The following is a 1,058-nucleotide window of genomic DNA, read 5'->3' as shown; positions in this document are numbered from 1 at the left end:
CTCCCGGACGTTCTACCGGGAGATCGCCTGGCTGGCCGAGCAGGGCGTCTCCACCGGCTGGGCGGAGCCGGACGGCACCCGCACGTACCGGTCCGTCCGTGCCGCCGCGGTGCGCTCAGGAGCGCCACCAGTCGTCGAGGATCGTGGCGGGCGTGGTCCGCTTGTGCCGGGTGGTGCGCCAGCGGTGCTCGATCAGCTCGGCCACGGTGTCGTCGACCTCGCGGCCCTCCAGGTAGTCGTCGATGTCGTCGTAGGTCACCCCGAGCTCGGTCTCGTCGGTCTGGCCCGGGGTGTCGTCGAGCAGGTCGGCGGTGGGAGCCTTCGCCCACAGCCGCTCCTCGGCGCCCAGGGTCCTCGACAGGAGCCGGTTCTGCCGCTTGTTGAGCCCGAACAGCGGCAGCACGTCCGCACCGCCGTCGCCGTACTTGGTGAAGAAGCCCGTCACGGACTCGGCACCGTGGTCGGTGCCGATCACCAGCAGGTTCCGCTCGCCGGCGAGGGCGTACTGGGCGATCATCCGCACCCGGGCCTTGATGTTGCCCTTGTTGAAGTCGGAGATCTCCCGGCCGGTCGCCTCCCGGAACTCGCCCTCGAAGCCGTCCACGGCGGGGGCCACGTTGTAGGTCACCGTGGTCCTGGGCCGGATGAACGCCAGGGCGGCCTGGGCGTCCTCCTCGTCGTGCTGGACCTTGTAGGGCAGGCGGACGGCCACGAAGTCCGCCTCCACACCGCCCTCCGCGAGCCGGTCCACCGCCATCTGGGCGAGCCGGCCGGCCAGGGTGGAGTCGAGGCCGCCGCTGATGCCCAGCACGAAACCGTTCGTGCCGCTGGTCCGGAGGTAGTCGCAGAGGAAGCCGACGCGCGCCTCGATCTCCTGCTGGGGGTCGATCTCGGGCTTCACGCCCATCTCTTCGATGATTGTCGCCTGCAGTGTCCGCATGCGCCCCATGCTAGTGCGGGCCGCTCCCGGAAGGGCAAGGACGCACGGCGGCGGTCCGGCGGGGAGGTGCGTAGGATGCGGGCCATGCCCCTGCACCGCCCCAGCACCGCCGCCGCGG

The 1,058-nt window shown here is 71.5% G+C and carries 1 protein-coding gene; it reads right to left on the bottom strand.

All coding sequences use genetic code 11. From position 1 onward, the window contains the following. Positions 1-115: 115 nt before the first annotated feature. Positions 116-940 carry an ammonia-dependent NAD(+) synthetase gene (gene nadE, locus ACH9D3_RS00005; protein WP_396398800.1) on the bottom strand — a complete coding sequence of 275 codons (825 nt, stop codon included), beginning with the start codon at positions 938-940 and terminating at the stop codon, positions 116-118. Positions 941-1,058: the final 118 nt, after the last annotated feature.

It is taken from the genome of Kocuria kalidii (genome assembly GCF_044462225.1).
GTDB classification, from domain to species: Bacteria; Actinomycetota; Actinomycetes; order Actinomycetales; family Micrococcaceae; genus Kocuria; species Kocuria kalidii.
The sequence above is the reverse complement of the archived record's forward strand: the minus strand, read 5'-3'. Positions and strand labels throughout refer to the sequence as shown.

Bases quoted from the DNA above. Each gene is read 5' to 3' on its own strand.
- nadE (WP_396398800.1), bottom strand. From the start codon at position 940: ATGCGGACACTGCAGGCGACAATCATCGAAGAGATGGGCGTGAAGCCC.